Origin of the sequence: Streptomyces sp. NPDC007905, assembly GCF_042959345.1 — a bacterium.
GTDB lineage: Bacteria > Actinomycetota > Actinomycetes > Streptomycetales > Streptomycetaceae > Streptomyces.
This window is the reverse complement of the sequence record NZ_JBIBKS010000023.1, coordinates 115,369-137,747: the sequence shown is the minus strand read 5'-3', so window position 1 is coordinate 137,747 and position 22,379 is coordinate 115,369. Positions and strand designations below refer to the sequence as shown.

The window sequence follows — 22,379 nt, the reverse complement described above, 5'->3', positions numbered from 1 at the left end:
TGGACGGCATGGCAGAAGTTGAGGAGCGGGAGGCGGCCATGGCGCTGGCCGCGCAGGCCCGGGACGTGGCGTGGGCGCCTGACGGCACGCCCTGGGAGCGGTTCTTACGCGCGATCAGCGGCGGCCGATGGGGCCGGCGGCCTTTCGGTTGGACCGTGATCCGGTTGGATGGCTCTTGGTAGGACGCTCCCTCATTGGAGCGGCCCGGCTGGAGGGAGCGCGCCGCGAACCTCGCCGACGACGTCGCCTTCGCCGTCGACTACACCGTCTGCGCCCGCTGCGGCCTCGGGTGGGTCGAGTGGCCCTACACCATGGAGAAGTACCAGCGGTGCGGGCTGGCCACCGCAGGCCTGGAAGCACTGCGCCTCGAGCACCCCGGCCTGTCCTGGCACACCCTGGGCGGCCATTTCCAGGACTCCCGGGCCTTCTGGACGGCTGTCGGCGCGGGCGTGCCAGGGAGCTATCAGCAGCGCGAGACCTGCCCGCACGTGCCTGAGGGGTGAGCCGACCAGGGCCCCGAGCTGACAGGGCAGTCGGCCGTTTACGCAGGGGGAGGGCTTGGTCGGGCTGACTGCTTTGTGTCGGTGCGGGCCATTAGCCTCGGGGCATGGGAGATGCGGTCAAGCCTGAAACGCTGCGTTCCGCCATAGCCAGCGCCGTCGCCGAGTTGAAGTCGTACGAGGTCCCGGGCGAGTGCGTGCGTCTCGGACTGGCGCCAGGAGATGAGGGTGACGCTTTCAAGAGCAAGTTCCGCTACGTCATGCATCGGCTACGGCCGCTGGCCGTGCCAGAGCTGACCGCGGTCGCGCGCAAGGTCCTCGACGAGTACGAAGCGCCGGAGCTGGAGCAGGTTCTCGCGGCCTTGGGTATGACCGGCGTCGACGGAGAGTTCAAGAACCTGATCTTCGCCGCCAACGGCCCCAAGCCTGAGATCGTTCTACTGGACGCGGTCAATAACCGCCTCGACATCGTCCGCAACGGCCAGTACTGCCTGACGTACACCCGGCCTCTCGGCGCCGCCGGCCTGTCATGGGCAGAGCTTGTGAGCTGGTGGCAGGAGGCGAACCCCGCCGTGCCTGGTGATCAGGCGGCCGCGTCCGGGCATCTGTGTGAACGGCTTGCAGAATCGCTTGCCTCCCCGCCGGAGAGGGTCCTGTTCCACACGTACGCAGCACTGTACTTCCGAGAGGGAGGGCCTGCCCTGCCCGCCCTGATTCCTCAGGTGTATCTCCACTACGACCCCTACACCGCGACGGCCCGGGCCACGCCTGGCCCTTTGGCGAGGCAGCGTATGGACTTCCTTCTGCTCCTGCCCCACAGGGTGCGCGTGGTCCTGGAGGTCGACGGCCAGCAACATTACTCGGTCAACAGCAAGGCGAACCCCGAGTTGTATGCCCAGATGGTGTCGGAGGATCGGCAGTTGAAGCTATCCGGCTACGAGGTCTACCGCTTCGGCGGTCACGAGCTTGATCACAGTGGCGGACCTCGCGTCGTCGCCGGCTTCTTCCGAGAGCTCTTCGGGCGCTACGACATACCGCTGCCACCCACCGTGCCGACGACCAGCAACTAGGCGGGCGGTGACGGCGCTGGGCAAGTCATGAAGGTACGGGCCACCACAGGATCGTCGGCCGTGGCCAGGCGGGCGAGGCAGAAGCGTCGCCCGATGCCACGGCATCCGTCCAAGGAGGCAGGTCGTCCCGTCGCACAACGATGACTGCGTCGACGTACACGCTGCTGCCCAGGGCGATCGGTTCGGCGTCTGCGTTGCAGGACCAGGGGCAGAGATCAGCGCCGCTTACCTAGGGATGGCAGACCGCCGCGGACTGTCCTGATGCTGCTGCTCTGTCCGTCGACTTGCGTCACATTGCTGGGTGCCGCATCACGCCAGCCCGGCGCCGGTTCGGCAAGCCTCTTCAGAGCCCCGTTCACCCGCGGCTTCTTCCTTTTCTTCTCCGGCGTGACCGACGCCTCCGCGGGGATGAACGTGCGCTGTGCAGGCTTGGCCCGGTCCTCTTCCAGCGTGCTTTGCCTCGCCGACTGCCAGGCAGGACCTCGGAACGGTGTGGTGATCGCCCTCTCAGGCTCCCATCCGTCATAGATCCTTCGCTCCAGCACGCCCTTTGACACCACACACCGGTCATCGTCTGCCCACTGGGCAGCTGTCTTTCTCTCGCCGAATGCCGAAATAGCCATGCCGAGCCCCCCTCGACGGTGACGATGCTCGGACCGTACCCGCTCCCGGGCCCGCCTAGACCACTTCTGCGGGCGACCTCGCCGCGGTACTCCGCGCACCGCCCACGCCGCCGTGGCCCGGCGGCGCGCGGACCGGGCAGGCCGCCGCCGCGGCGATGGGCTTTCGCTGGCGTCCTACCCTTCACCGTGCTCAGGCGCCAGGCCCCTCGCCAGGGGTCTCGTAGGGTGGCGGTGGTTCCCCCGCAGGGGGGCGGCCCGTGTGAGGGCAGGAAGGGGACCACCACCGGCCAGTGAGGGGGCAGGATTGAGCAACCGTGGGGACATGCACTTCCCGGTCATCATCAACGGCTTGGACTACCTGCACAGTTCGGTCAGCTCCCTGGCCGGCGAGCCAGAAGGCCGGGCACTGAAGTACGCGGTGCTGCACCTGCAGTTCGCGGCCGAGACCCTGTTCAAGGCACGTCTGGAACTACACGATCCGGCCCAGGTCTGGCTGAACCCCGCGAAGTTCGACGCGCGGAAGCACCGCCTGGGTGAGTTCTCAAGCGTCAACCCGAAGGGTGCTCTGGAGCGCCTGCGTGACGTCGTGGAGATCAAAAACCCGATCGCCCCGGACGACGCAGCCCTCAAGGCCCTGGTCGATTTGCGGAACCGTCTGACCCACTTCGGTGCCACCGACACCGCCGTCGCGGTCGAGGCACGGGCCATCCCTGTCCTGGACCTGCTGCTGACCTTCATCGACGAGGAGCTGCTGCCCCACGACGACAGCGACGCGGCGGCGGACGCCTGGGAGCTGATGGAGACCATCAGGCCGCTGGTCGGCCAGATCCGCGGCCTGGTCGATCGCCGCCTCGGTCCGCTCGGCGAGAACCTCGGGCCCGCCAGCGGGCACACGTTGCGTTGCCTGTCCTGCGGCCACTTCGCGGCACTCGTCACGCCCGGCAACGGTGGTGTGCGGCCCGTCGCATGCCTGCTGTGCGGCAAGGCGTACGACGACGTCGCGGAGGTGGTGGACGCCTACGGTGTGGGCAGCTTCTACTCGGCGATCACCGAAGGCGGCGAGCCGCCCGCCTACGAGTGCGCGGAGTGCTCCACGGCCCAGGCATGCGTCGTGCCGACCCAGACGGCCGACGTGCCCGACGGGCAGGTCCTGCTGTGCCTCATGGGTGCGCACCCGCTCGGCGGGATATGTGACTCCTGCCAGCGGGCCGCCGACCTCGATCTGGCCGACATGTGCAGTGACTGCCTGGACATCCGGTACGCCAAGTTCTGACAGGTTCTGCGGTCATGGGCGCCGCCTGCCCGATGGTGGCGGGCTGCACCGCCGAGAGGGGCACCAGCATGAGCGAGCAGCACGGTACCACGTGGCCGTGGGAAGACGATGAGAGTGTCGACCCGGAGGACCCGCGGATCGACGCCGCGTTCAACAGGGGGTCCATCGTTCTCGGGTCCGAGGACGGGCCGTCATTCTGGCTCCTGCTGACCACGGGCCCGCGCCGCGGCGATCACCCTTCGCTTCGGCAGCGGCTCGCCCCCCTCGCCTGCGGCCACTGCACCACGTCCACATCGACACTGGGCCCGGCGCCATGGAATCGACGACCGCCAACGATCAATAAAGATTGAAATTGATATAATTTGTCAGATCACTTATCACTTTGAGCCATGTGGCGCCTTCGGCCCCTTCGGTATCAGATACTGCTCTGACTCTTGGCAGGCGCAGGCATACGCCGCCCCCGGGAGCTGGGGTTGGGGACGATGTCAGGAGTGCGATGCAGCTGACCCATGCCGAAGTGATCAACTTTCGCGCCCTCGAGAGGGTGGACGTCCGGGTTGATCCGAAGGCCACCCTCATTGTCGGACGCAACAACAGCGGCAAGACATCGTTCGTCAATCTCTTCGAGAAGTTTTTCGGTGAGGAGGACACCAGGTTTGTCCTGGAGGACTTCTCCACCTGCCGTATAGCCGACATCGAGCAGGCGCGCCAGATCTTCGGCGAGGCGCAGACGCAAGCTGGCCGGGGCGACACGGAGACCAGCGAGGACCTACTGGCCAAGGCGTACGACCTCGTCCCAGCCATCCGGTTGGTCCTCACCATCGAGTACACGGAAGACGACGACCTCGCGCCGCTCACGGGTGTGATCCTCGACCTGGACGATGCCTGCTTCGAGGTCAGGATCGAAGCGGCGCTGGAGGTTGCCCGTCCCCACGACTTTCTCAAGAGCTACTGGTCGGCCAGCCGACGGGAGCCGTTCGATCGCATCAAGTGGCTGCGCAAGAACTTCTCGGATTACTTCGCCCCGGCCTATCGAGCGGTCAGTCCGCTGGACGAGCACGTCCGCAAAGAGATCAAGCGCGGGGCCGCCGAATCCATCCTGTCGGTCAAGTTCGTCTACGCGCAGACCAAGGTGGACGACACCCCGAGCGACAAGGCCCGCACCCTGTCGAAGACGTTCGAGGCCTACTACAAGGTCAACAGCGGGCACGAGGACCGCCACCAGAGCATCGAGCAGATCGAGACCGCTCTGGCGTCCGCCTCACAGCAGCTCGACGACAACTACGCCACGCTGTTCGACCCGATCTTCGAGGACCTGCGCACCTTCGGGGTGGGCACCATCACCCCCGTCCAAAAACCCCGCATTGTCTCCCTCATCGAGGCCTCAGGAATCCTCCGCGGCAGCACCCGCCTCCAGTACCCGTCCGGGGACGACGACTTCCACCTTCCCGAGGGCCACAATGGGCTGGGCTACAGCAAGCTGATCTTCACAATCCTGCAGGTCATCAGTTTCCATCAGACCTACGAACGCACCATGCCCAAACCGGCGCTCCAGGTATTGTTCATCGAGGAACCGGAAGCCCATCTGCATCCCCAGATGCAAGAGACGTTCATCAAGAACATCCAAGACTTCATCGCCCGCAAGACGGGATGGAAGGTGCAGGTGGTCATCACCACACATTCCTCCCACATAGTCGCCAGCAGCGGCTTCCACACCGTGCGCTACTTCGACCGCTCCGAGCCGCAGCTCACGGTCAAGGACCTATCGACCTTCCAGGCCAACGTCAAGGCCACCCCGCAGGGCGGCGAGACCCTGCGCTTCCTGCGTCAGTACATGGTCCTGCATCGGTGCGACATGTTCTTCGCCGACAAGGTGATCCTGATCGAGGGCACCGCGGAACGCCTCCTGCTGCCCGAGATGGTCCGGCGCTGCGCCAAGGAACTGCTGCACCAGTACGTATCGGTCATCGAGGTCGGCGACGCCTACGCCATCCGCTTCCGGGCACTGCTCGCCTTCCTGAACGTCAAGACTCTCGTCGTCACCGACATCGACTCCGTGTGCCCCAAGCACCGCAAGGCCTGCCCTCCCGGCCAGGGACAGACGGTCACCGCGAACTCGACGCTCAAGCACTGGCTGCCCGCAAAGTCCAGTGTCGCCGAGCTGGTCGCCACCGACCCGGCCGAAAAGGAGCAGGGACACGTCCGAGTCGCCTACCAGATCCCAGAGAGAGAATCGGGAGCGTGCGCGCGGAGCTTCGAGGACGCCTTCATCATTGCAAACGCAGAACCCCTCGCACGTGACTTCCGCCAGCTCGCCCTGAAGGCCGCCTTCATCAAGGAGGTCGGGGCCGACCCCACCGCCAACGACATCGAAGCCAAGGCCTACGACATCGCACAGCAACTCAGCGACCACAAAACCGACTTCGCCTTCGACGTCATGCTCCTGGAGGACTGGGCTGTTCCTCGCTACATCGTCGAAGGACTGCAGTGGCTCGCCTAGACACCCTGGAAGCCGTCGCCACCGAGCTGGAAGCCCGGCGCAGCTTCCTCGTCGAGGCAGGGGCCGGCGCCGGCAAGACGACCACTCTGGTCCGCGCCCTGCAACACCTCCTGAACCACCACCGCACGGGCCTGGAGACACACGGTCGGCGGATCGCCTGCATCACATACACGAACGTCGCCAAGAAGAAGATCCACGAACGCATCGCCGCGGACCCCCTCGTCGACGTCGGCACCATCCACGAGTTCCTCTGGAGTGCCATCCAGCCGTACCAGCGTGAGCTCTGGCAGCAGATCCTCGACTACAACAAGGACCTGACCAAGCCCGAAGACCTCGATGACGTGACCACTCCCCCAGCCATCGAGTACTCCGACCGCGGCCGCAGACTGAGCGAGGGGCGCATCTCCCACGACGACGTCATTGCACTGTCGCTCCGCCTCGTCACAGCCCACCCCAAGCTCACACGCATCATCGCCAGCAAATACCCGGTCATCTTCGTCGACGAGTACCAGGACACCTCACCCAAGACGATCCAGCTCCTGCTGGACCACCTAGCGGGCGCCGGCCATGAGAAGTGCGTAGTCGGCCTCTTCGGCGACTCCATGCAGAAGATCTACGAGTCCGGCGTCGGAGCGGTGAAACGCCCCGGCCTCCTCACCGAAATCACCAAGCACGAGAATTACCGGTGCTCCCCTCCCGTCGTCGAAGTCCTCAACCGAATGCGCCCCGAGCTCATCCAGGACGCCGTCGGCAAGCAGCAGACCGGTGAGGTCTACCTGTTTCTCAGCAGTGGCATCCCGGCCGGCCCTGAGCGGCTGACCGCCGCCGAAGCGACACTCGCCCAAAACGGCTGGACGCGCGAGAACACCAAGTACCTCCTGCTCACCCACCGCAGAATCGCCGGCACCCTGGAGTACGCCAACCTCCTCGACCAGTACAGACAGCTTGGCCGCTACGGCCCTGACGACCTCATGGCACGCAACGAGCCCTACATCGAGTACCTCACCAGGGTCGAGGCCGTGAGCACAGCCTTCCGCGACAACGACTTCGCCGAGCTGACCAGCCTGCTGGACGAAGGACGGACACGGATCACCCGCCACGCCCACAAACGCGCCCTCAGCGAGGCCATCCGTGCACTCAACGCCGTACGCACAACCGGCACCATCGGCGACGTACTTGACCTGATGACCGACGGTCATCTCCTCGCCATGCCAGGAAAGCTCAAAGACCTTGAACGCCGCAGAACCGCAACAGACCTGGACGAGCGCGGCCAGCGACGAGCAGATTTCTCCAACTACCTCCGTACCGTCTCCTACCGGGAAGTCATCAGTGTCACCCACTTCATCGACGAACTCACCCCGTTTTCAACCCAGCACGGTGTCAAAGGCGACGAATTCGAGAACGTCGTGGTAGTGGTCGACGACAGCGCCTGGAACAGGTACAACATCGGCAAGATGCTCGCCGGCACCGACAAACCCGACCGTACCGAGCGGTCGCGCAACTTGTTCTACGTATGCTGTTCGCGAGCCCGGCACGGTTTGGCCGTGGTGTTCGTCAACGATCTCCCGGAGGGGGCAGAGTCCACGCTTCACGACTGGTTCGCTCCAATCGCCATCCATCCGTGAGACACGACGCGAGTCAGATCATGACGTACCCAGGCACACGTTGAGCGCAGACCTGTTCTTTGCGTCTAGGGCGCGTATCGAGTCGTGATCAACCTGCCTGTTCGCCCTTGAGTCATCTCGAAACCTGCAACGGACTCAGGGGACGGCTGCAGCCTTCCTGCATAAGGGTTCTCGCGTGGCGGCCGCCTGTGGCGACCTGGGTGCGCGCCTGCGTCCGCAGCCAAGCCGGGCACAAGCCGAAGACACGGAACATGTGGCGCATCTCCCCGCCCCGGCGGCCTCGCGCACGACGAAGGGCCAGGGCAAGGCGCAGCAGGCGTTCAAGCGGGGCCTGGCGGCCGTCGCACAGTGGGTGGAGCGGGAAGGCGCGGACCGGCCGGTGCCAAGGGGCCACAGCGAAGAGATCACGGTCAACGGCGAGCCAGTGACCGTGAAGCTGGGCGTATGGGCATCGAACACCAAGTCGAGGCGCGACAAGCTCACCCAGGAACAACTGAACGCGCTACGGGAGCTGGGCATCGACTGGGCGTAATCGCCGCTGTCCGGCCGCGGCGCCACCGTACGAGACGCCGGGGCCGTGACGGTCCGGAGTCTCGTGCGTGTGGGTCTGAACTCTCGTCCCCGTGTGTGGCCCGGCTGGTGGCCCTCGGCTCGGAGGTAGGCAACATCGTTTCGGTGTCACGGCCGGCGGCGCGGACGTGGGCCGGTGGCTTCAGCGGCAGCAGCGTGAGCGCCTTGCGGCCCTGGGCGTCACTCCCCTGAAAAGCGCCTGCGGAAGGCGCCCAGGGGTGCTTCTGGGGGCTTTGAGCGGGGGTGTGAGACCGTGCCCGACAGCAGTCCCCCCTTGGGGTGTTTCTGGCGAACAGCAAGACGAGGCGAGCGAAGCTCAGCCGGGAACAGCTGGAGCGGCTGGCCGGCCTCGGGCTGGAGTGGGCAGCACAGACGGTGTCCGCGGGGTAGCCCAGCACCAGTAACAACGACGGGCCAGGCTGCTCCGGGAGTCTTGGTCCCGCGGTGGGCCGTGAAGGGCGTACGACGGTTCGGCCCCGAACCGACGAGGGTCTCGATCCCGGGCCGAGTCGGGAACAGGGCTGCTGCCGGCCTCAGGTGAGGATCTGGGCGAGCACACCGGTGATGGCAGCGGCAAGACCGAGGACGGCGGCGAAGGCCGCGCCAGCGCGGGCGAAGGCAGCGGGGTAGGTGGCGCCGTCGAGGCGGGCGAGCACGCCCGCCGTCGCGCCGACTAAGAAGGCGAGCATGACAACGAGGGCGGCAGTGAGCAAGACCACGACGACGTGGTTCACGGCGATCTCCCAGTAGAGGTCGGGGCGTTGACGTAACCGACTTTCCTGAAATCAATGTCACGCGTGGTTGATCTGAACAAAGCTATGTACTCCTGGACATTGGTCATCACCCGACGCTGGGGGGCGTGTGAGCGCGGAGAACCTTAGGCCTGAGGAAGCTCTCGGCGAGCTGCGTAAGCAGCTGGCCGACAAGCAGGACAGCAAGAAATGGGACAAGACCCAGCTCGCCCGCCATGCAGGGGTGAGCCGCGGCACCATCCATAACGTCTTCGCGGGATCGGTACCCAGAGCGGACACGGTCGCGCGGCTAGCCGAGGCGTTGGGCTTGGACACGGGCGCCCTGCTCAATCTGCGGCGGATCGCGGCTGGGGAAGCCATGGCCCGGGCGGGCGCCGGGGTGCCCGGCGCCGCCGAGAACCGGCCGCGGTTCCTCTTCCGGGCTGGCTCCGCCGTCGGCGGTGCCGTAGCCCTCCAGTTCACCGAATCTGGCCGGTTCGAGGAGTTCCTGCAAGCGCTTCGGCTGATCGGCCTGGAGGAGGCTGAAACCGCACCGCTGCGTGAGATCAGGACCCGGCTGGGGCAGACCGACAAGGCTGTCCCGGCCGTCCTGGCCGCGTACTCGGGCGTGCTCGACGAGGTGATTGCTCTGGTTGAGGAGCGAACCTCGCGCGCCGAGTTCCGCTGGTTCCTATTGGGCAAGCTCCTCCAGGGCATCGCCTTCGTCGCGGTGGCGGTCATGATCGGGTGAACCTTACCTGCCCTGCTGCAGCAGCGGGACGCGCTGCGGGAGCTGGGCGTCGACTGGGCGTGGCGTCGGACAGTGAGATCCCGGAGCCGTGATCTTCGGTCCCGGGATCCTCGGTGCGTGGGGCTCGCTGCGACGCGACGGTGTGGAGCTGGTCCAGGAGGTAGGCGAGCAACGCACTCCCTGTGCTTGGGGTGAGGGAGGCTCTTGCTGTCTCCCTCTACAGGTGACTGTGCCGGTTCCCCTAGGCTTCGCACACGACGTCGTCGCAGGTCAGAGCACGGATGAGGCCCGCGCGGAGGGGGACCGGCGGGCCTCGGTCAGTAAGTCTCAGACTCCGCCAGACGTTCCGGAACACCCCCGCGTCGGCAGGGAGGACAACGGCGACGTGACCGTCCTCGGCCCCGAGGTCGGAACACCCCCGCGTCGGCGGGGAGGACTGCTGGGTGCGCTCACGTGGTTCGGGCTGGGGCGAGGCTGAGGAGGCCGGCGCCGTAGGCCTTGCCGCGTCCGATGCCCGTGAGGATGGCTTGAGTGAGGGCGTCGGGGTCGGTGATGGTGGCGGTGCCGTCGTAGCGGATCAGGCTGTGTCGCATGGGTGGGGCGTCGGCGCCGCGCGGCCGTGCTGCGTCCAGGTTAGTGGGCGTGAGGATGTGGAGTTGGAGACCGGCGTCGGCGGCGCGCTGCATCCACCACTGGTCGGCATCCGGTCCGGACAGCGGGATAATACGGCCGCGCTGGCCCTTGTCCTCGAGCGGCAGGCGTTTTCGTTTGACGGGGTTGAGGACGACCCGGTAGCTGACCGGCAGGCCTTTGCGCAGGGCGGTGAACATGGGGGTGAGATCTTTGAGGTCGGCGTGGCCGTAGTCAGCGGGCAGCCGGGAGGGGTCGAGGGTGCTGCCTTGGATGAGGAGGGTGCTGGCGGTGGTGGTTTCGTCGACGCGGTAGAGCAGGCCGGCGGTGCGGCGGGGGGAGGTGCCGAGGTTGTCGGGGGCGAGCCGCATGACGGTGCGGTGCATCTGGGTGGCGTCGCGGAGGTCGCGTTGGACGGTGCGGCTGTAGGGGTTGAGACGGATGCGGGCGATCACCGCGGTGGGGCTCATGCGGCGTTCTCCTCCAGGCAGTAGGCGATCAGCTGGTCCGTCAGCTGCCGGCTGGGGCAGGTCAGGGCGTGGGCGAGGCGGTGCTCGACGCGGTAGATGCGGCGGGTGCGGTAGCTGCGTCGATGCTGGGCGAAGCTGACCGGATAGTCGTTGGCGGTCAGGGTGTCTACCTCGGTGTCCGGCACGGCAGCGGGGGCCTGCTCGTACAGGAAGGTGACCGGGACCGTCTCGGGTGCGGAGCGGGCGGGTTCGCGGCTGAGCGGCACGCGGTGGCGCAGTTCGTTGACGGGGTCGGCGACGTGGGCGCGCAGCAGGAACGGCTCGTCGGGCACGCAGGAGCGGCGTCCGAGGTAGGGCGACCAGTGCGGGTGTTGAAGGGCGTGGGCGATGCGCGCGGTGTCGTTTTCGGGGCCGGTGACGGCGATGGTGAACACGGCGTCGGCGAGGTAGTGGCGGCGGGTGATGACGGCGGCGCCCTTGTTGCTGCCGCCGCTGGTGGCCGGGGTCTGTGCTTTGGGGAAGCCGCCGCCGGCGGTGTGGTAGTCGACCAGGAGGACGCCGGGCCGGTCCACCCGCACGGTGAACTGAAGGCGGTCGTAGGCGTCGAGGGCGTCGTCGTTGCGGGCGTGGCCCTCGGCTGCGGCCAGGATGCCGGTCAGTGCGGAGCGGGTGGGGAAGGGTGCGCTGTCGCGGACTGGGGTGAACGCGGAGCGCTCACCCCAGGACTGCAGCGGGCCGGCCAGGCGGAGCAGCAGACCGCTCACTGCTGCGCTCCCGTCTGGGGCAGGGCTGCCTCCACGGCGGCCTCGATCAGCTGGTCGAAGGAGTCGTGGGCGGTGCCGAGTCCGGTGAGCTGCTCGTCGGGGGCGATGGTGGCGTGGCCGTGGAAGGGGCGGTGGCGGGCGCCGGTGAGGCGGTTGATATTGGCCGTGTAGGAGGCGAGGGCGTGCCGGGAGGGCCTGGCGTATCCGCCGGTGGCGTCCGCGGTGACCGGTGTCTCGAAGGCGGCGGCGAGGGACAGGGGGCGGTGCTGGCGCACGGCCAGGTAGGCCAGGTCGGGCAGGGTGTGGGGGGCGGTGCTGTTCTTCTTGGCCTGGGGCAGAGACATCACGAAGTGCTCGGCGAACGAGGCCAGCACGGTGCGGGCCGCCTTCTGGTCGCCCTCGAGATTTTTGACCAGGTCGGCGACGTTGACGGTGGCGTACCGGTAGAAGACGCCGGAGCTGAACTCGGCGGTGTCCAGGTGGCCGCTGCCGGTCTCGGCTTCCCCGAGCCAGTCGTCGACGGCGGTGAAGTAGTCGCGCTGCGGCTCGCTGGCGTGGGTGGTGAAGGCGTGCGCGACCTGGGCCGCGCCGTCGACGTTGGCGTCGGGCAGCTCAGCCAGCATCCGGCCCAGCAGGCTGATCGAGGCGGTGCGCCGCTTGAGGATCTCCTCGATCCGGGACGGCGGCAGCAGCTGCCCCGGGTTCTTCTTGCCCTGGGCCTTGTCCAGCTCGCTGCGGTGCTCCTCGCACACGGCGGCAAGCTCGTCGATGGCGGCCTCGGGCAGGAACAGCAGCACCGAGGTGTGGCCGGCCTTCTCCGTGCCGATGCCCTTCTTTCCGGCGCTCGCAGCGACCTGGGCCCCGGCGAACGCGGCCAGCTCTTCCTCCCAGCCTGCCCGCTTAAGGGCCTGGCGGACCTTCACCGGGACCATGCGGGTGCGGGCGGCCCGCTCACCGAGGTCGCGCTCGACGCCCTGGCGGATGACGCGCTTCCAGGACTGGCTGGAGACGCGGATGCGGGAGGCACCGCCGTACAGGACCTGCTTGGGCGAGCCGAGGTCGTCGCGGTTGAGGTTGGCGGCCGGCACCGACTGCAGGCACGACAGGTCGAGATACAGGGACACTTAGTTCTCCTCGGTCAGACGGGACGAGTCGGCAGCGGGGTCCTGCTCGGGGGCGGTGGTGCGGAAGTAGGCCTCCAGCCAGCGGGTGGCGATCCGGTCGCGGTCGCGGTTCCACCAGGCGAGGTCCTCCAGCAGCACCGCCCAGTCCACGGCCACGCCCCCGGTGAGCAGGTGCCGGGTCAGTGCCGGCAGCCGGGGATGGATGGCCCCGCTGCTCTGCCGGGCCATCAGGTGCAGATCGCCCTCGGCGGAGTCCGGTTTGATGACCTGCTTGTTGACCGCCTGGGCGAACGAGGCGCCGAGGTTGGCACGCTGGTACCACTGCGCATGCGGCTGCCCGCCGGCGGCTACTTGGGTGTCGGCTTCGCGGGCGGCACGCGGGCGCGCGGCGATCAGCGCGGCCACCGCGTAGTGGGCGCGGCGGGCATCGGGATGCATCCGCTCGGGCAGCCGCGGCACGAGGTAGCGGTGGAGGTAGTTGCAGCGCTCGACCGGCAGGCCGAGCCCGGTGCGCAGGTCCGACTGTGTCTTTTTGACCTTGCACAGGGTGAGGATGTAGGTGACGAAGGCGTCCGAGGCCCGCTCGGAGCCGTTCTTCGGCGGCGCGCCGGCCGCCGCTACCTGATCAGACATAGGCGTATCCCTGGAGAAGGGGGCGGATTGGTGAAAGAGGGGGGTTGGGCGGCGGGTCAGGCGGTGGTGAGTGCCTGCAGCAGGCCGCGGAGGATGGCCCGGGCCCGGCTGCGGGCGCGCGCCACGCGGATGTCCGCCCGGTTCACCGTGCCGATCGCAGCGTCGAGGGCGGCCAGGGCAGCGGTCACGAACGGCGGCTGCGGCCACACGCTCGCATCGCCCGCATGGACCAGACGCCAGAACTCGCGCTCGGCCGCCGGCCAGTACCGGGCGGTGGCCGCGGCCGCCCACGGTCCCGGCTTGCGCTGGTCGATCTTCACCTTGCCCGAGGCGTCAGCATTCACGTCCGTGGCAAGCTTCCAGGCGACCTTCGCCGCGAACTGCAGCCGCTCACCGGCGTCTTCCGCGGCCCGGTGGCAGCGCTCCACGTGCGCCGCCATCTCCGGGTCCGCCTCCTGCTGCCACTGCAGGACCGGCGGAGTGGTCGCCTGGAACCAGCCGCTGTCCTTTTGCTGCCCGTCCTGGTCGAAGCCGTAGGCCCGCACCCGCAGCCGGCCCCGCAAGCCGTCCGGGAGACCGTCCAGAGCACGGGGCCGCTGGGCGTCCTGCGCGCTGTCCATCAGCAGCAGCGCATCTACGTCCCGCCACAGCGCGCGCGAGGCGTCCGCCTCCCGCGCCTGCAGGCCGCCGTCCCGGCGCCGGTCCAGCACGACGAACGGATCCCGGGCCTCATGGGGAGTCTCGTGCGTGGACCACGTGAGGTAGCCGTCGGTCACCTCCCGGCGGTCCGCGGACGGCACCAGCAACGCGGCGTGACGGAAACGGCCCGTCAGCATCCGCCGGGGCCACGACAGGGAAGGGACCGGGCTCAGGGGGTCGGGCAGGTCCTCCTCCCAGGGGCAGGCGTCCGCCGTATCGGGCTCATGGTCACCCGGACGCGGTACGGCCAGCACCAGCGTGGTGAACAGATCCGGCGCCCACGGAAAGTAGGAGATCGACTTACGCAGCGGACCCGCATCCCCGCTGCCCGCCCGCACCTGGGTGATCCGCCGCGGCGTGCACTGCCCCGACGGGCCGAAGTACAACTGCGCGATCAGATGCCAGACCGCGTCCGCCGCCGCGACGGGCACGGGGTCGACGTCGGTAAAGTGCCCGAACAACACCGCACCGTTCACCCCGGTCGGACGCCCCAGCACAAGCTTGTTCACCCCCGACGGGTTCGGCCGTCCCTGCCCGTCGACACACTCCGCGGCCAGCCGCGGATCCTGCAGAAACGGCCGCTCGGCGTCGAACAGGTCGAACCGGCCCGCCGGGATCTGCTCGTCGAAATAGGCGTCTACCTGGTCCGGGTCGAAGCGGCCCGCGCCCAGGACGGATCGCCGCAGGGCGTACCACTGAGCGATCTCCTCCGCGGTGTCCTCGTCGTCCAGCCGCACACCCGTATGGTGCGCGATCCGTGTCGTCATCGCCGCGAGAATCCGCATCAGCCCCGACGCCGCCGGCGCGACCGGCAACTCAAGATCCTCGATCTCATGTGCCCGCCGGAACAACCCCCGGAAACCGACCCGGACCGACTCCCCCGACACCAGCCGGACCGGCACCCACGGCTCATCCCGCAGGTCAAAGCCCCCACCCATCAGGCCCCCTAACTCGCAACGTCGCCTGGGAGATACGTCAGTCCCTTCGGGTCGTGATGCTCCCGACCCGAAGGAGGCGGTTGTGGTGATTCAAGCAGCCGCCACTGACAGAGGGAGGCTAACCGAGCTTCGTCTGAAGGTGGAAGGGCATCGGCAACTTTGCCGCATCAACTCACCTGAGTTGCACGGCCGGTGGGGGAGCTGTACCGTCCTCCGACAGCGTCTCGCGGCTCCTTGACCGCGATCGCGTCCAACTGCCCTTAGCTGGAGGCAACATGTGGAAGTTCGAACAGTCGACGCTGGCCATGCAGGTGACCTGGCCCCGGTCGGTCACCTGGATCCTGATCCTCATCGTGGTAGCGGTGATCCAGGGCCCTGCTCCCGTGCGATAGTGAGCCCCGAGGCTCGGGCGATCGCCCGGCCTCACCGTCCCCGCCGACGTGGGGGTGTTTCAGTGGATGGGCACCGGCAGCTCTGACGTCAAGCACACTCCCCGCCGATGCGGGGGTCTGGGCCCCTTCACTGCCGGACGAGACCCAGTTCGGTATCCAAGCGCAGCGTCTTCTTGCCCACCTGTACGGCCTGGGCCAGCCCGTCCACCATGGGCTGGCGCAGGATGCAGACCTCGCCGAGCATGGGGTGCTCCGCCCAGGGGGCTGGCGGCTGGTGGGCGTCAGCTTCGGCGCCGGTGAACCAGTCGGCGCGGACCGGGATCGTGCGCCGCATCACGCGCCGTACATCGGATGCCGTCGGCTCTGCGTCCGCCGCGGGAAGGTCTTCCTGGCCGGCCGCATCCAGGGTCACGCGTCCGTCGGGCTGCTGGTGGACGCACAGCAGGCGCACTGAGTCGGCGCCCAGGCGGGTGGCGGCCTCCCACTCGTCCTCGGCGCCTTCCAGGTGGTGCATCTCGTGCAGTTCCCACAGGCTGCGTGCCCGCGGCACGACCACGACGTCCGCCATGCCGCGCGCCGCCATCTCCCCACCCCGGTAGGCGCTCCAGGCGGCCGACTTCGCCGGATCGTTCCAGTCGAAGCGGTCGGCCCGATCGCCGTGCACCCGCTCCACCAGCTGCTGGACGTCGCCGGGAATGGCGATCGTCTCCCCGTCCAGCTCGGCCATCACCTCGGCCGTCTCGATCAGCAGGTGCTCGGCGTAGACCTCGCCCCACTGCACGGGCACCTTCCCTGCGCCGGCCAGCGGGTCGAGCACGACCAGCCGCGGGGCATCGGCCCAGCCGGGCCGGCCACGCCCGCCGGGGTAACCGTGCTGGGTCCACCAGTTCTCGTGCCGCCAGCACCGGCCCGCCCGCTGCAGCAGCAGCGCCAGCGGCGCCAGATCGCTGATGACGAGGTCCGCGTCCAGGTCCAGGGACTGCTCCACCACCTGCGTCGCCACGACGATCCGCCGGATGGGTCGCGGCCCGCCGCGGCCCATCCCGCCGGTCACCAGCGCCGTGCGCTCCTCGCGCACATCCCCCGGAAAACGGGCGTGCACCAGCAGCAGCTCCTCGCCGGCCAGCGACGGGTAGCGCTCCTGCAGCCGGAGATAGGTCTGCTGGGCTTCGCCGACCGTATTGCACACCACCAGAGCGCAGCCGCCCTCACCCACCGCGACCGGCTCCAGCAGCCGCTCGATCACCGCCAGCCGGCCCCGTGCCCCCGCCTTCGCGCTGTGCGATACAGGCTCGACGCGGACCTGGAGGTTCATGCTGCGCTCCGCAGCCTGCTCCCGCTGGCGCGCTTGGGATATCGGTGTGCTGGCGCCGGTGTCGGCGTCCACGTACAGCCAGCCCGGATACGGCGCCTGGAACTGCCGCTTCTTCAGCTCGGAGGCCTTCAGCCCTGCGCCCCGCAGGTACTCCTTGATCAGGCGGTCGCTCACCGACACCGGAAGCGTCGCCGACAACAGCACCACCGGCACCCCGAACGTCCCCAGCCAGTTCAGTAGCCGCCCCAGCAGCACCTGCATGTACGGGTCGTACGCGTGCGCCTCATCGACGATGAACGCCTTGCCCGACAGCCCGAGGAGGCGCAGCGCGTTGTGCCGCACCGGCAGCACCGACATCAACGCCTGGTCCACCGTGCCGACCGCGAACTGCGCCAGCAGCGCCCGCTTCATCCCCCGCAGCCAGCGCCGCGGCCGCAGATCGGCCTCCGCCCGCGCCGCACCCGGCCCCTCGTCCCCATCACAGACCAGAACCCCGCTCCCGCCGCCGAGTTCGTCGTCCGCGTAGGCGGTGTTCAGCCAGGCCATGCTGTGCAGCAAGGTCAGGCCGGCCCCGTCCGTTGCCTGCCGCCGCAGCGAGGCCGCCACCCGGCCATACATCTGATCACTGGTGGCCATCGTCGGCAGCACAAAGGCATACCCCCGCGTATGGAAGACCTGCGACAGCGCCCGCACCGCCTCCAGCGCCGTCTCGCTCTTGCCATCCCCCGGAGCAGCCGTGACCAGCATGATCCCGCCCTTGCGGCCGCCCTTCGCCGCAGCCGGGAGTTCCTCCATCACCGACCGCTGCAACGGATTGGGATCACCATCGATCCCATAGGACTCCGAGAAGCCCGGATACGCCAGCTCCACCGGCTCCAGCCCCGCCTCCCGCAACACAGCAGGCGCATCAGCCTGCGAGCGGCGGAAGTGACTCTCCAGCGAGCCCTCCCACGCCTGCTGCCGGCCCCTGACGTAGTCGGCCTGGCTCACGAGCCAGTCCGCCAGGATCACCACCCCCGTGACCAGCACAGCCACACCCGCACCGAACGAGTCCGGAACCTTCGGCTCCCCCAGCAGCCGATGCACCGCCTGCCCGTGCAGCTCCCGCTGCACAGCCCACGTCCGGCCCCCCAGCCGCTCCTGCACCGCCCACTGCGCGTTACGGCGGTAGTCATTGCGGTGGAACCGCCCGTGGTGACCGCCGATGATCTCCGCGATCCGCCGCACCGCAGACCCCTCACCAGCATCCTCGAACCCGAGAGCCTCAAGGACAGCGGACGCGGCCTGCATACCCGCGACGTCATGGCCGACCCGCTCAACGCCGATCTTCCCCACGTCCGCCAGGAACGCCTCACTCAGATGCGCCTTGCCATGGCGGGAGCAGAACTGAAAGCCCGAGACCTTCCCGATATCGTGCAGACCGGCACACAACCCCACCACACGACGGGCCTGCTCAAGCGAACACCCCAAACCGCCCGCGACAGCGCGCCGCTGATTCGCCGACAGATACACATCCCACAGATGCAAGGCCATCGCCGCCGCATCCAGCAGATGCCGCACCAACGGATACGGCGGACCATCCCCATCCAGCCCCCGCGACTTCCCCCACGCCGACTCATCCAACACTGACAACACTCCCCCCAGCCAAACGAATGGCCCCCAGCCAACACCGACCATCACAACACCCACCACCGACAATGCCCCCCACCGCGCCAGCGCCTGGGCCCAGACTCACTCAGGACGAGCCGCCCACCCCCGCCCTGCACCACCGCTGCAAACGAAGCTCTACCCTGATCACATGACCGCAGCCACCAAAGCAAAAGAAGCGCAAAGCCCCCACTGAACCGCAGGTCAGAAAGTGTCCTCCCCGCCGACGCGGGGGTGCTCCGATTCGCCATCGTGTCTCTCCCCCAACTCGTTGGTCCTCCCCGCCGACGCGGGGGTGCTCCGGCGTAGATCATCGCGAGCAGGGCGCACGCGGCGTCCTCCCCGCCGACGCGGGGGTGCTCCGGGCGCCACGTGCGCCGAGAAGGACCAGTTCCTGTCTTCCCCGCCGACGCGGGGGTGCTCCGCTCACGGGCCTCAGCGCGGTCCCGAACGAGCTGTCCTCCCCGCCGACGCGGGGGTGCTCCCGTCCACGAGGCGCCGTCCTGCGACCCGTTGTTGTCCTCCCCGCCGACGCGGGGGTGCTCCGGTTCGCCGCGGTCTCCATGTCCACCTGAATGGGTCCTGCCCGCCGACGCGGGGGTGCTCCGCCGTGCATGGTGCTCCGGCCGCAGAGTCGCTTGTCCTCCCCGCCGACGCGGGGGTGCTCCGGACGCCGGGACCGACTTCCACCGGGTGACCGTGTCCTCCCCGCCGACGCGAGGGTGCTCCGTTCAGGCGATTCGGCCGTAGCCGCACGGGCGTGTCTGCCCCGCCGACGCGGGGGTGCTCCGTGGATCGATTGCCGTTGCCCGAGGAGCCCTGCGTCTTCCCCGCCGACGCGGGGGTGTTCCGTGCCGTGACTGGTAGAGCAGCAGCCGGCCGTTGTCCTCCCCGCCGACGCGGGGGTGTTCCGACGGTCGGGTAGCCGGCCTTGGCGGCGGAGTCGTCGTCCCCGCCGACGCGGGGGTGTTCCGTTGATGGCTTTCCCGGCGGCCGAGGACAGGGCGTCGTCCCCGCCGACGCGGGGGTGTTCCGATCGGACTACAGCCGGACTTCCCCGTATTCGGGTCGTCCCCGCCGACGCGGGGGTGTTCCGCCCGTGGAGCGCACCCGGACGTTGACGTTGCGGTCGTCCCCGCCGACGCGGGGGTGTTCCGGGCCGCAAGGTGAAGGGTGCGTTCCTGGAGGCGTCGTCCCCGCCGACGCGGGGGTGTTCCGCCGAACGCCGCGCCCACGCCCACCGGGTCGCCGTCGTCCCCGCCGACGCGGGGGTGTTCCGTCGCCGAAGTACCCGGTGCGGTCGCGGTGCAGGTCGTCCCCGCCGACGCGGGGGTGTTCCGGGCCGTTACCGCATCCTGGTCTGACGTGATGAGTCGTCCCCGCCGACGCGGGGGTGTTCCGGCGCTCACCCCGGTGCTCGCCGTCATCGGTGAGTCGTCCCCGCCGACGCGGGGGTGTTCCGCACTTCGGAGCCAACTCTTCGAGCGGAACACCGTCGTCCCCGCCGACGCGGGGGTGTTCCGGTGACGCGTTGGCCGCCTGCCGGCTGGAGATCGTCCTCCCCGCCGACGCGGGGGTGGTCCGTCGTCCAGCCAGTGCAGGACGTAGACCCCGTCGTCCTCCCCGCCGACGCGGGGGTGTTCCGCGTCACTGAGGGCAGTGGCGGGTGGCAGAGGCGTCCTCCCCGCCGATGTGCCCCGCTCATCGACGCGGACCCGGTCGTGTCCTCCCCGCCGACGCGGGGGCGTTCCTAGTACCAGGGGCTCGTACCCCGTAGACAGGTCGTCCTCCCCGCCGACGCGGGGGTCCTTCCCACACGGGGGCCGTGGCGGCCTAGGTAACGTGGTCTTCCCTCCGACGTGGGGGTGTTCCGTAGCGTCGGCCGTCAGCGGAGTCGTTGCGGAGGTCCTCCCCGCCGACGCGGCGGTGTTCCGCACTTCTGCCGCTGCTGGCCGTCGGGTTCCCGGTCTTCCCCGCCGACGCGGGGGTGTTCCAATCTCGACGATGTTGTTCGTCCCGGTCAGACCACCCTCCCCGCCGACGCGGGGGTGTTCCGCGATAGCGCGCCTCGGGTGCCCAGGAGGTTGGGCCCTCCCTGGCAACGCGGGAGTGTTCCGAAGGACACCATCGGTCGGGACACCATGTACGGCTCCTCCCCGCCGACTCGGGGGTGTGTTGTGCGGCGTACTTCATGGAGATCACGGGACGTGTAGTCCTCCCCGCCGACGCGGGGGTGTCTCGCAGGCCTTCGCCGCCGTCGCGGTCGGCGAAACGTCCTCCCCGCCGACGTGGGGGTGTTCCCGATCGCTTCTTCGGCCAGGGCCCGTTCGGCCAGTCCTCCCCGCCGACTAGGGGGTGCTCCGTGGACGCGTGCCCAGTGGGCCAGGAGCGGGCAGTCTTCCCCGCCGACGCGGGGGTGTTCCGTACCCGGGCTCCGCGATGGAATCGAACGTCATGTCTTCCCCGCCGACGTGGGGCTGTTCCGTACTTCGGCGCCTTCGAGCCGCGCTTCAGCCCGTCCTCACCGCCGACGCGGGGGTGTTCGGATCCCCTTCGGGGATGACGCGGTGATCCGCACGTCCTCCCCGCCGATGCGGGGGCGTTTCGTACGTGTCCGCCTCCGAGGCCCTGGGCAGCTCGTCCTCCCCGCCGACGCGGGGTGCACCGGACCCCGAGTTTGTCGCCGTGGACTACTCCGACTACTCCCCGCCGACGCGGGGGTGTTCCGCCGTTGGTGCGGGCGGGCATGACCGGGGTGATGTCCTCCCCGCCGACGCGGGAGTGTTCCGTTCGACAAGGCCGCACGCATCGCGGAGGAGAAGTCCTCCTCGCCGACGCGGGGGTGTTCCGATGGAGGAGCGTCCGTGGCCCATGCTGGGCGCGTCCTCCCCGCCGACGCGGGGGTGTTCCGAAGGTCTGGCGGCTAAACGTGGTCGAGACGACGTCCTCCCCGCCGACGCGGGGGTGATCCGATCCTCAACCCGACGTTGGACGACACCGCGGTGTCCTCCCCGCCGACGCGGGGGTATTCCGACCTACTGAGGCCTCGGATTCATCGTCACCCCGTCCTCCCCGCCGACGCGGGGGTGTTCCGCCGGCGTTCGACGCCGGGAAGAGCGGCGTACGGTCCTCCCCGCCGACGCGGGGGTGCTCCGGGCCTGCTGGACCAGCGCGAGCAGCTGCTGGCGTCCTCCCCGCCGACGCGGGCGTGTTCCGCCCTGACCGTCGGTCATCCACTTCGGGGGCCGGTCCTCCCCGCCGACGCGGGGGTGCTCCGATGATACGGAGGTCGTCGTTGGGCCAGTACTCGTCCTTTCCACCGACGCGGGGATGTTCCATCGACGCCCTGGGCCCGGGCGGGAAGTACTCCGTCCTCCCCGTTGACAAGGGAGCCCGATCGGCCCGGTCCTGCGTCGTGGCACTGTTGAGTCCTCCCCGCCGACGCGGGGGTGTTCCAGAGGAGAACGGCGCGTTCGTCGTCTCGACCGAGTCCTCCCCGCCGGCGCGGGGGTGTTCCGTCTTTCAACGACGCGATTGCGGAGGCGTCAGCGTCCTCCCCGCCGGCGCGGGGGTGTTCAGGCCATCCCCGGCATCCTCTCCCTCGGCTGATGGTCCTCCCCGCCGACGCGGGGGTGCTCCGCTGTACGTCCTGAACCGCTTCGGTGGCTTCGTGTCCTCCCCGCCGACGCGGGGGTGCTCCGGTGCAGGCGACCCGGAATCACCCCGTCGAGTGGTCCTCCCCGCCGACGCGGGGGTGCTCCGCCCGGGTTGGCCGCACGCCACGTCGACTCGGCGTCCTCCCCGCCGACGCGGGGGTGCTCCGACGACCGCGATAGACGACCGGATCATCGACCAGTCCTCCTCGCCGACGCGGGGGTGTTCCGCTGGGCCGCGTGCTGTACGAGGAGCTGGGCCCGTCCTCCCCGCCGACGCGGGGGTGTTCCGTCGTCCGGTTCGGGGGTGGCGTATTCGGTCGCGTCCTCCCTGCCGACGCGGGGGTGTTCCGGGAGATGCGTGGTGGCGAGCGTGACTGAGGAAGTTCTCCCCGCCGACGCGGGGGTGTTCCGGGACTCACGCAGGCAGTCATCTTCGGCGCCGGGTCCTCCCCGCCGACGCGGGGGTGT

At 68.9% G+C, this 22,379-nt stretch carries 14 protein-coding genes, 1 pseudogene and 1 CRISPR repeat array; of the genes and pseudogenes, 7 read left to right on the top strand and 8 right to left on the bottom strand.

Features of this window, described 5'->3' with window-relative positions; all coding sequences use genetic code 11:
* Positions 1–194: 194 nt before the first annotated feature.
* Entirely contained in the window at positions 195–503 is a 309-nt protein-coding gene (locus ACFZDC_RS33285) for a hypothetical protein (protein ID WP_391329611.1), read from the top strand.
* 104 nt (positions 504–607) lie between these two features.
* Positions 608–1,570 carry a hypothetical protein gene (locus ACFZDC_RS33280; protein ID WP_391329609.1) on the top strand — a complete coding sequence of 321 codons (963 nt, stop codon included), beginning with the start codon at positions 608–610 and terminating at the stop codon, positions 1,568–1,570.
* A 215-nt stretch (positions 1,571–1,785) separates the two neighbouring features.
* Here the strand turns inward: ACFZDC_RS33280 and ACFZDC_RS33275 are convergent, their stop codons facing one another.
* Positions 1,786–2,193 carry a hypothetical protein gene (locus ACFZDC_RS33275; protein ID WP_391329608.1) on the bottom strand — a complete coding sequence of 136 codons (408 nt, stop codon included), beginning with the start codon at positions 2,191–2,193 and terminating at the stop codon, positions 1,786–1,788.
* 322 nt (positions 2,194–2,515) lie between these two features.
* Here ACFZDC_RS33275 and ACFZDC_RS33270 point away from each other — a divergent pair, with 322 nt between their 5' ends.
* From ACFZDC_RS33270 to ACFZDC_RS33255, 4 genes and pseudogenes are all read left to right on the top strand, one after another.
* Positions 2,516–3,466: a hypothetical protein gene (locus ACFZDC_RS33270; RefSeq protein WP_391329606.1), complete on the top strand. Its 951-nt coding sequence runs from the start codon at positions 2,516–2,518 to the stop codon at positions 3,464–3,466.
* Positions 3,467–3,962: 496 nt separating this feature from the next.
* Positions 3,963–5,966 carry an AAA family ATPase gene (locus ACFZDC_RS33265; protein ID WP_391329604.1) on the top strand — a complete coding sequence of 668 codons (2,004 nt, stop codon included), beginning with the start codon at positions 3,963–3,965 and terminating at the stop codon, positions 5,964–5,966.
* Complete coding sequence (locus tag ACFZDC_RS33260) at positions 5,954–7,591, top strand: UvrD-helicase domain-containing protein (RefSeq protein ID WP_391329603.1); 1,638 nt, start codon at positions 5,954–5,956, stop codon at positions 7,589–7,591. The genes ACFZDC_RS33265 and ACFZDC_RS33260 overlap by 13 nt, the downstream gene beginning before the upstream one ends.
* A gap of 265 nt (positions 7,592–7,856) precedes the next feature.
* Positions 7,857–8,123, top strand: a pseudogene (locus tag ACFZDC_RS33255) (helicase associated domain-containing protein); the annotation flags it as partial.
* 571 nt (positions 8,124–8,694) lie between these two features.
* Here ACFZDC_RS33255 and ACFZDC_RS33250 read toward each other — a convergent pair.
* The gene (locus tag ACFZDC_RS33250; RefSeq protein WP_391329601.1) at positions 8,695–8,850 is read right to left on the bottom strand and encodes a hypothetical protein; all 156 of its coding nucleotides are present in this window, start codon (positions 8,848–8,850) and stop codon (positions 8,695–8,697) included.
* A 172-nt stretch (positions 8,851–9,022) separates the two neighbouring features.
* Here ACFZDC_RS33250 and ACFZDC_RS33245 point away from each other — a divergent pair, with 172 nt between their 5' ends.
* On the top strand, positions 9,023–9,643 hold the full coding sequence (locus ACFZDC_RS33245; protein WP_391329600.1) for a helix-turn-helix domain-containing protein: 621 nt from the start codon (positions 9,023–9,025) through the stop codon (positions 9,641–9,643).
* Positions 9,644–10,092: 449 nt separating this feature from the next.
* On the opposite strand, the gene cas6e is transcribed toward ACFZDC_RS33245, so the two are convergent.
* The 6 genes from cas6e to cas3 all read right to left on the bottom strand — a co-directional run bounded on the left by cas6e (position 10,093) and on the right by cas3 (position 18,285).
* A complete protein-coding gene (gene cas6e, locus ACFZDC_RS33240; RefSeq protein WP_391329599.1) occupies positions 10,093–10,743 on the bottom strand; it encodes a type I-E CRISPR-associated protein Cas6/Cse3/CasE in 651 nt (216 codons plus the stop codon).
* Positions 10,740–11,507 carry a type I-E CRISPR-associated protein Cas5/CasD gene (gene cas5e, locus ACFZDC_RS33235; protein ID WP_391329597.1) on the bottom strand — a complete coding sequence of 256 codons (768 nt, stop codon included), beginning with the start codon at positions 11,505–11,507 and terminating at the stop codon, positions 10,740–10,742. The genes cas6e and cas5e overlap by 4 nt, the downstream gene beginning before the upstream one ends.
* The gene (gene cas7e / locus ACFZDC_RS33230; RefSeq protein ID WP_391329595.1) at positions 11,504–12,631 is read right to left on the bottom strand and encodes a type I-E CRISPR-associated protein Cas7/Cse4/CasC; all 1,128 of its coding nucleotides are present in this window, start codon (positions 12,629–12,631) and stop codon (positions 11,504–11,506) included. Before cas7e ends, cas5e begins: the two co-directional genes overlap by 4 nt.
* Entirely contained in the window at positions 12,632–13,264 is a 633-nt protein-coding gene (gene casB / locus ACFZDC_RS33225; protein ID WP_391329593.1) for a type I-E CRISPR-associated protein Cse2/CasB, read from the bottom strand.
* 56 nt (positions 13,265–13,320) lie between these two features.
* Positions 13,321–14,901 (bottom strand): type I-E CRISPR-associated protein Cse1/CasA, encoded by a 1,581-nt coding sequence (casA, locus tag ACFZDC_RS33220; RefSeq protein WP_391329591.1) that lies wholly within the window; start codon positions 14,899–14,901, stop codon positions 13,321–13,323.
* Between the two features lie 519 nt (positions 14,902–15,420).
* Positions 15,421–18,285: a CRISPR-associated helicase Cas3' gene (gene cas3, locus ACFZDC_RS33215; RefSeq protein ID WP_391329633.1), complete on the bottom strand. Its 2,865-nt coding sequence runs from the start codon at positions 18,283–18,285 to the stop codon at positions 15,421–15,423.
* Positions 18,286–18,468: 183 nt separating this feature from the next.
* Positions 18,469–19,900: a CRISPR direct-repeat array (repeat unit 25 nt; unit sequence TCCCCGCCGACGCGGGGGTGTTCCG).
* Positions 19,901–22,379: the final 2,479 nt, after the last annotated feature.

Bases quoted from the DNA above. Each gene is read 5' to 3' on its own strand.
- ACFZDC_RS33280 (WP_391329609.1), top strand. From the start codon at position 608: ATGGGAGATGCGGTCAAGCCTGAAACGCTGCGTTCCGCCATAGCCAGC.
- ACFZDC_RS33275 (WP_391329608.1), bottom strand. From the start codon at position 2,193: ATGGCTATTTCGGCATTCGGCGAGAGAAAGACAGCTGCCCAGTGGGCA.
- ACFZDC_RS33270 (WP_391329606.1), top strand. From the start codon at position 2,516: ATGCACTTCCCGGTCATCATCAACGGCTTGGACTACCTGCACAGTTCG.
- ACFZDC_RS33265 (WP_391329604.1), top strand. From the start codon at position 3,963: ATGCAGCTGACCCATGCCGAAGTGATCAACTTTCGCGCCCTCGAGAGG.
- ACFZDC_RS33250 (WP_391329601.1), bottom strand. From the start codon at position 8,850: ATGCTCGCCTTCTTAGTCGGCGCGACGGCGGGCGTGCTCGCCCGCCTC.
- cas6e (WP_391329599.1), bottom strand. From the start codon at position 10,743: ATGAGCCCCACCGCGGTGATCGCCCGCATCCGTCTCAACCCCTACAGC.
- casB (WP_391329593.1), bottom strand. From the start codon at position 13,264: ATGTCTGATCAGGTAGCGGCGGCCGGCGCGCCGCCGAAGAACGGCTCC.
- casA (WP_391329591.1), bottom strand. From the start codon at position 14,901: ATGGGTGGGGGCTTTGACCTGCGGGATGAGCCGTGGGTGCCGGTCCGG.
- cas3 (WP_391329633.1), bottom strand. From the start codon at position 18,285: ATGGTCGGTGTTGGCTGGGGGCCATTCGTTTGGCTGGGGGGAGTGTTG.